This window comes from Promicromonospora kroppenstedtii DSM 19349 (assembly GCF_000515355.1).
Classification (GTDB): domain Bacteria; phylum Actinomycetota; class Actinomycetes; order Actinomycetales; family Cellulomonadaceae; genus Promicromonospora; species Promicromonospora kroppenstedtii.
In genome coordinates this window covers 9,444-15,889 of the sequence record NZ_KI911708.1, presented here as the reverse complement: position 1 = coordinate 15,889, position 6,446 = coordinate 9,444, and the positions used below count along the sequence as shown (strand labels likewise).

The following is a 6,446-nucleotide window of genomic DNA, read 5'->3' as shown; positions in this document are numbered from 1 at the left end:
CGCGGCGCTCGTGGCCAGCGCGACGAGCGCCACGGCCAGCAGCAGCGCGCCGACGCGGGCGGCGTCCACGTGCACGCCCAGGGCGCGTGCGTTGTCGTCGCCCAGCGAGAGGGGGCCCTGCGTCCGCGAGAAGATCGCGACCGCGGCGCACAGCACGAGCGTCCCGGTGGCGACGAGCGTGAGCTGGTCGCCGCGGACGTCGGACACCGAGCCGACGGTCCAGATCAGGACGGCCGCCGCCTCGTGCTCCTGCGACCGGGCCATGGCCCAGGCGATCAGCGAGGAACCCAGGTAGGCGAACCCGACGCCCACCAGCACGAACCGGATCGAGTGCAGGCCCTTGCGCCACGCCAGCAGCCAGATCGCGAGCGCGACGACGCCGGCGCCCGCGAACGCCAGGCCGGACAGCGCCACGCCGCTCAGCCCCAGGACGAGCGCGCCGAGCACGGCACCGAGGCTCGCCCCGGTCGAGATCCCGAGGATGTCGGGGGAGGCGAGCGGGTTGCGCAGCGTCGACTGGAAGAGGGCGCCGGCCAGGCCGAACGCGGCGCCGACCACGACGGCCGCCTCGATGCGGGGCAGGCGCAGCTTCTGGATGACGAAGACGTCGCCCTTGTCGCCGAGGCCGAGGACGCCGGCGATCGCCTGGCCGGGGGTGAGGCCGGCGGCGCCGATCAGGAGCGCGACGGTCCCGGCGACGAGCACCACGAGGACCATCCCGGACACGACGAGCGTCTGCCGGCGGCGCCGGACGGCGCGCAGCTCGGCGACGGTGCTGACGGTGACGGCGGTGACAAGTGCGGACATCAGGCCCCCACCACGTTCCGGCCCCGGGCGACGGCGACCAGCACCGGCGCGCCGAGCAGTGCGGCGACCACGCCGGCCTCGAGCTCGGAGCGGGGCAGGACCAGTCGGCCGAGCACGTCGGCGGACAGCAGCATGACCGGGCCCAGCAGCGCACCGACCGCCATGATCCAGCGGTAGTCCGTGCCCACGAGACGGCGCGCGGCGTGCGGCACCACGAGCCCGACGAGCGCGATCGGCCCGGCGAGCGACGTCGCCGTGCCCGCGAGCAGCACGATGGCGACCGCCGCGAGGGCGCGCGTGGTGCCGACCCGCTGCCCGAGCGCGGTGGCGACGTCGTCCCCGAGAGCCAGCATGTTGAGCCGGTGCGCGAGTCCCGCGGCCAGGACCAGGCCGACGACGACGAACGGCCACAGTGCCGTGACGGTGTCCAGGCCGCGGCCCGTCAGGGAGCCGACCGACCAGAACCGGTACAGGTTGAACGCCTGCTGGTCGCGCAGCAGCACGAGCGTGATGAGTGGCGTGATCAGCGCGGTGACGGCGGCGCCGACCAGTGCGAGCCGCACTGGCTGGCCCCGCCCCACCGAGAACACGATCGCCGCCGCGACGGCGGCCCCGAGGAACGCGAACCACACGTAGCCGATGGGCGAGGTGATCCCCAGCAGCCAGACGGCGCAGACGACCGCCAGCGACGCGCCCGAGTTCAGCCCCAGCAGCCCGGGGTCGGCGATCGGGTTGCGGGTGACACCCTGGATCAGCGTGCCCGCCATGCCGAGCGCGACGCCCGCCGCCAGCCCCACGACGGTGCGCGGCAGCCGCTGCTCCAGCACCACGTCGTGGTCCATGAGACCCGCGACCGGAGCTGTCAGCGCCCGCCACACCTCGGCCGGGTTGATGTCGCGGACGCCGAGCGCGAGGCTCGCGAGGACGACGAGCGCCAGGGCGGCGACCGCCGTCAGCAACGCGAGCGTCCGGCGTCGGGCACGGCGGGCTACGGCTTCCGCACCCTCACGGCGTCCCGCGGGCGCAGCCGCAGGTGAGGTAAGCATTGCCTAAGCATTCCACAACGCCGGGCATGGTGGGTACGCGCCCGGATCAGGAGTACGAGTCGCAGCCCCAGCCGTCGTCGTCCGCGTCGAGGCGGTGGTAGTCCTTGTTGCCCACCCATACGGTGCGCCCGATGTCGGGGCAGTCGAGGTCGGGGTTGCTGGCCGTGACCGGGCACTGCCACCGGCCCGCGGTGTAGACGCAGGCGGAGTCGCGGGCGGAGTCGGCTCGGAGCGAGCCCTTCCTGCCGCCGAACTTCACGGTCCACGTGCCCGACTTCGACGCGGTGGTCTTGAAGGCGTAGCCGCCGGTCCGCGTCGTCTTGACGGTCCCGACCTTGCGCGACCCGGCCGAGCCGGCCGGGTCGAAGTGCACCGTGAGCACCCGCCCGGAGAGCACGCGCCACCGCCCGTCCTTCTTGTACTTGAGCGTCCCCTTCAGGGTGACCGTCTTGTTCTTCGCGACCGTGTCCGGCGTGGCCTGCGCGGTGATGTTGGTCGTGTAGCCGGTCGCGGCCTGTGCGGGGACGGACGCCGTGAGAGCGAGCGCGAACACGCTCACCAGGGCGACGATGATGCGTCGGATCATGCGAGACCAGTCTCTTCCTCGAGTCGGTGTGCCTTCGAACGCGGCACGCTATGAGTCCCAGACCTGCTCAGCCGCTGTTTCTGACACGGTTCGCCCCGACCTCACCCGGGTGAACCCGGGCGCCGGCCTCCGGGAAGTACGTATGTCTCCCAGGTGTGTTGCCGTCAGTCGACAATGTCTACGCAGAGCAACACACCCGGCAGGCGCACCTTCCCCCCAAGGAGATATGTCCGTTCCGGGTGCACACGGCCCGCGGCCGGGTTATCCACAGGCTCGGGGGCTCGCCCCGCGCCGTGGAGGCCCACCCGGCACGATGGACCGATGGAACTCGACGGATCCCGGCTCGACGCCGCTCGGCTCGACGCCGCTCGGCTCGACGCCGCTCGGCTCGATGCCGCTCGGCTCGTGAAGGAAGCGCGGCACGCGGCCCGGCAGACGCAGGCGAGCCTGGCCGGGCGAGCGGGCGTGGCCCGGGGAACCATCGCGGCGATCGAGACGGGAACGCGGTCGCCGTCCTGGGAGATGCTGACGGCGCTCCTCGCGGCCGCGGGCGTGCAGATGCGGATCGACCTGGAGCCGCTCGACGAGGACGTGCGGCGGCAGGTCGTCGAGCACCGGCACGACCCGGACCTGCCCGGCCGGGTCTGGATCGCGGTGGAGGGGATCGAGGACCTGGCGGACCTGAACCTCCGGGTCGAGGGGCTCGCGGCAGCGGCGCTGCTCGGTGCGCCGGTGACTGTGGGTGATCCGCAGATCGCCGTCGCGCACACCGAGCAGTCGATGGAGTGGCTCGCCGACAAGCTGGGGCGGGACCGGATCCGGCTCCGTCCGCCGAGCTGGCTGGGGCACGCGTGGCCGCGCACGCCGCAGGAGGTGTTCGACCTGATCGAGGCGGAGTGCCCTGACGGCTGGATCATGGTGCGGGGCTACTTCGGTGAGACACCGGTCCGGTTCGCGCCCGCCGAGGACGTCGCGCGGCACGTGCTCGTCGAGAACGGCGAGCGGCCGATCCCCGTGCAGCCGCTGCACGAGATCGAGACCACGGACCGGAACGCGGCGCGCGTCCTGCGCCTGCTGCGGGAGCAGGCCCAGGACGCGCGCGACTAGTGTCTGCGCTCAGGCCCCGACGAGGTGCCCGGCCAGGTACCCGACCACCTTGTCCAGCGCGACGCGCTCCTGCTGCATCGTGTCGCGGTGGCGGATGGTCACGGCCTGGTCGTCGAGGGTGTCGAAGTCGACCGTGATGCAGAACGGCGTACCGATCTCGTCCTGGCGGCGGTAGCGCTTGCCGATGGCCTGCGTCACGTCGTAGTCGATGTTCCAGTACTTGCGCAGCTCGGCGGAGAGCTTCTCCGACGTCGGCAGCAGGTCCGCGGTCTTGGACAGCGGCAGCACCGCGGCCTTGACGGGGGCCAGGCGCGGGTCGAGACGCAGCACGGTGCGCTTGTCGACGCCACCCTTGGTGTTGGGCGCCTCGTCCTCGGCGTACGCCTCGACCAGGAACGCCATGAGCGAGCGGGTCAGGCCGGCGGCCGGCTCGATGACGTACGGGTAGTACTTCTCGTTCGTCACCGGGTCGCGGTAGGCCAGGTCCTTGCCGGAGCTCTCCGTGTGGGTCTTCAGGTCGAAGTCCGTGCGGTTCGCGATGCCCTCGAGCTCACCCCACTCGCTGCCCTGGAAGCCGAAGCGGTACTCGATGTCCACGGTGCGGGTCGAGTAGTGCGACAGCTTGTCCTTGGGGTGCTCGTAGTGCCGCAGGTTGTCGGCCGAGATGCCCAGGTCCGTGTACCAGTTGGTGCGGTAGTCGATCCAGTACTGGTGCCACTCCTCGTCCTCACCCGGCTTGACGAAGAACTCCATCTCCATCTGCTCGAACTCACGGGTGCGGAAGATGAAGTTGCCGGGCGTGATCTCGTTGCGGAACGACTTGCCGATCTGGCCGATGCCGAACGGCGGCTTCTTGCGTGCTGCGGCCGCGACGTTGGCGAAGTTCACGAAGATGCCCTGTGCGGTCTCGGGGCGCAGGTAGTGCAGGCCGGACTCGTCCTCGACGGGGCCCAGGTACGTCTTCAGCATCATGTTGAAGTCGCGGGGCTCGGTCCACTGGCCGCGGGTACCGCAGTTGGAGCAGACGATCTCGGCGAGGCCGCCCTCGGGGGCGCGGCCCTTCTTCTCCTCGAACTCCTCGATCATCTGGTCCTCGCGGAACCGCTTGTGGCACGAGAGGCACTCGGTGAGGGGGTCGGTGAACACGCCGACGTGGCCGGAGGCCACCCAGACCTGGCGCGGCAGGATGACTGACGAGTCGAGGCCGACGATGTCGTCCCGGCTCGTGACCATGGCCCGCCACCACTGCTTCTTGATGTTCTCCTTGAGCTCCACGCCCAGGGGGCCGTAGTCCCACGCAGAGCGCGTACCGCCGTAGATCTCGCCCGACGGGAAGACGAAACCTCGTCGCTTCGCGAGCGAGACGACGGCGTCGAGCTTGGCGGTCTGCGCAGAGCGCACTGACTTGTCGGACACGAGGGATCTCTCCAGGGGAACAGGTGGAAGTAACGTCCGCCCAGCCTACCGTCCGGGCCGGTCGAGGCCCGCGTGAAATAGGGCGTGACCGACCTCTCGGCCCCCATCTTTGACAACGGTTCTCAACAAGCGTGAGAATCGTTCTCATGACTTCGACTCGCGCCACGGGCGCCGCACTGACCAGCCTCGTCCTCGCCGGTACGGCGGCACTCGCAGGCTGCTCGGCGCAGGATCAGGGTGGTGCGGCCGGCGGGTCCGACGGCGTCGTCGTCCTCGCGTCGTTCTACCCGCTGCAGTACGTGGCGCAGCAGATCGGCGGCGACCTGGTCACGGTCGACAACCTGACCCCGCCCGCCGCCGAGCCGCACGACCTCGAGCTCTCGCCGGCGCAGGTCCGCGAGATCGGCACCGCCGACCTGGTGGTGTACCTGTCCGGCTTCCAGACCGCCGTCGACGAGGGTGTCGAGTCCCGCGCTCCCGAGCACGTGGTCGACGCCGCGGACGCCGCCGGGCTCGTCGAGCACGCGGAGGAGACCGAGGAGGAGCACGCGGAGCACGCCAAGGAGAGCGACCACGACCACGGCGCCACCGACCCGCACTTCTGGCTGGACCCGAGCCGGCTGGCCGCCGTCGGGCAGGCCGTCGCGGACGAGCTGGCCGCCGTCGACCCGGAGCACGCCGACGAGTACGCGGCGGGCGCTCTCCAGCTCGGCCAGCGCCTCGACGACCTGGACCAGGAGATGGCGGACGGCCTCGCCGCCTGTCAGGGCGCGACGCTCGTGACGAGCCACGCGGCCTTCGGCTACCTGGCCGACCGGTACGCCCTGGAGCAGGTGGGGATCTCGCAGCTCGACCCCGAGGCGGAGCCGTCCCCGGCGCGCCTGCGGGAGATCGGTGACGTGGTGAAGGAGAACGGCGTCACCACGCTGTACTCCGAGACGCTGGTGAGCCCCAAGGTCACCGAGACCCTGGCTTCCGACCTGGGCGTCAGGACCGCCGTGCTGGACCCGCTGGAGGGCCTGTCGGAGGACGCCACGGCCGCGGGCGACGACTACGTCTCCGTGATGCAGGCGAACCTGAAGGCGCTGGAGGAGGGGCTGGTCTGCGAATGACGGACACTAGGCATGTGACCGAGCCCGGCGAACCCGTGATCGAGGCGCGTGCCCTGCACTTCCGTGCGGGCGCGAGCCACATCCTGCGCGGCATCGACCTGACGGTCGAGCGCGGTGAGGTGGTGGCGCTGCTCGGCGCGAACGGCTCCGGGAAGTCCACGCTGGTCAAGTCGCTGGTCGGCATCAACGTGCCGTCGGACGGCAGCGTGCGGCTGCTCGGTGAGCCCCTCGGGGCGGGCGGGCGCGGCAGCCGGGTCGACTGGAGCCGCATCGGCTACGTGCCGCAGCGGTCGGGTGCGGGCGGTGGCATCCCGTCGACCGCGCAGGAGGTGGTCGCCTCGGGCCTGCTCCACGGGCGCCGGCTGCGGCTGC

7 protein-coding genes are annotated in these 6,446 nt (G+C 71.5%); 3 read left to right on the top strand and 4 right to left on the bottom strand.

Features of this window, described 5'->3' with window-relative positions; all coding sequences use genetic code 11:
- From PROKR_RS19210 to PROKR_RS30850, 3 genes are all read right to left on the bottom strand, one after another.
- Positions 1-807, bottom strand: an 807-nt coding sequence (locus tag PROKR_RS19210; RefSeq protein WP_051433152.1) for a FecCD family ABC transporter permease, incomplete at its 3' end; no start/stop codon positions are given.
- The gene (locus tag PROKR_RS19205) at positions 807-1,853 is read right to left on the bottom strand and encodes a FecCD family ABC transporter permease (RefSeq protein ID WP_036965839.1); all 1,047 of its coding nucleotides are present in this window, start codon (positions 1,851-1,853) and stop codon (positions 807-809) included. The genes PROKR_RS19205 and PROKR_RS19210, both read right to left, overlap by 1 nt.
- 46 nt (positions 1,854-1,899) lie before the next feature.
- Positions 1,900-2,439 (bottom strand): hypothetical protein, encoded by a 540-nt coding sequence (locus PROKR_RS30850; protein WP_051433151.1) that lies wholly within the window; start codon positions 2,437-2,439, stop codon positions 1,900-1,902.
- 321 nt (positions 2,440-2,760) lie between these two features.
- Here PROKR_RS30850 and PROKR_RS19195 point away from each other — a divergent pair, with 321 nt between their 5' ends.
- Entirely contained in the window at positions 2,761-3,546 is a 786-nt protein-coding gene (locus tag PROKR_RS19195) for a helix-turn-helix domain-containing protein (RefSeq protein ID WP_036965837.1), read from the top strand.
- Positions 3,547-3,555: 9 nt separating this feature from the next.
- Here the strand turns inward: PROKR_RS19195 and PROKR_RS19190 are convergent, their stop codons facing one another.
- Positions 3,556-4,962, bottom strand: coding sequence for a glycine--tRNA ligase (locus PROKR_RS19190; protein WP_211240181.1), 1,407 nt, complete (start codon positions 4,960-4,962; stop codon positions 3,556-3,558).
- Positions 4,963-5,108: 146 nt separating this feature from the next.
- Between PROKR_RS19190 and PROKR_RS19185 the strand changes: the two genes are divergently transcribed.
- Entirely contained in the window at positions 5,109-6,074 is a 966-nt protein-coding gene (locus tag PROKR_RS19185) for a metal ABC transporter substrate-binding protein (RefSeq protein ID WP_036965836.1), read from the top strand.
- A 14-nt stretch (positions 6,075-6,088) separates the two neighbouring features.
- Positions 6,089-6,446 (top strand): ATP-binding cassette domain-containing protein (locus PROKR_RS19180; RefSeq protein WP_157602277.1); only part of this gene is annotated, 358 nt, incomplete at its 3' end.

Coding starts and splice junctions, on each gene's coding strand:
- PROKR_RS19205 (WP_036965839.1), bottom strand. CDS start 1,853: ATGCTTACCTCACCTGCGGCTGCGCCCGCGGGACGCCGTGAGGGTGCG.
- PROKR_RS19195 (WP_036965837.1), top strand. CDS start 2,761: ATGGAACTCGACGGATCCCGGCTCGACGCCGCTCGGCTCGACGCCGCT.
- PROKR_RS19185 (WP_036965836.1), top strand. CDS start 5,109: ATGACTTCGACTCGCGCCACGGGCGCCGCACTGACCAGCCTCGTCCTC.
- PROKR_RS30850 (WP_051433151.1), bottom strand. CDS start 2,439: ATGATCCGACGCATCATCGTCGCCCTGGTGAGCGTGTTCGCGCTCGCT.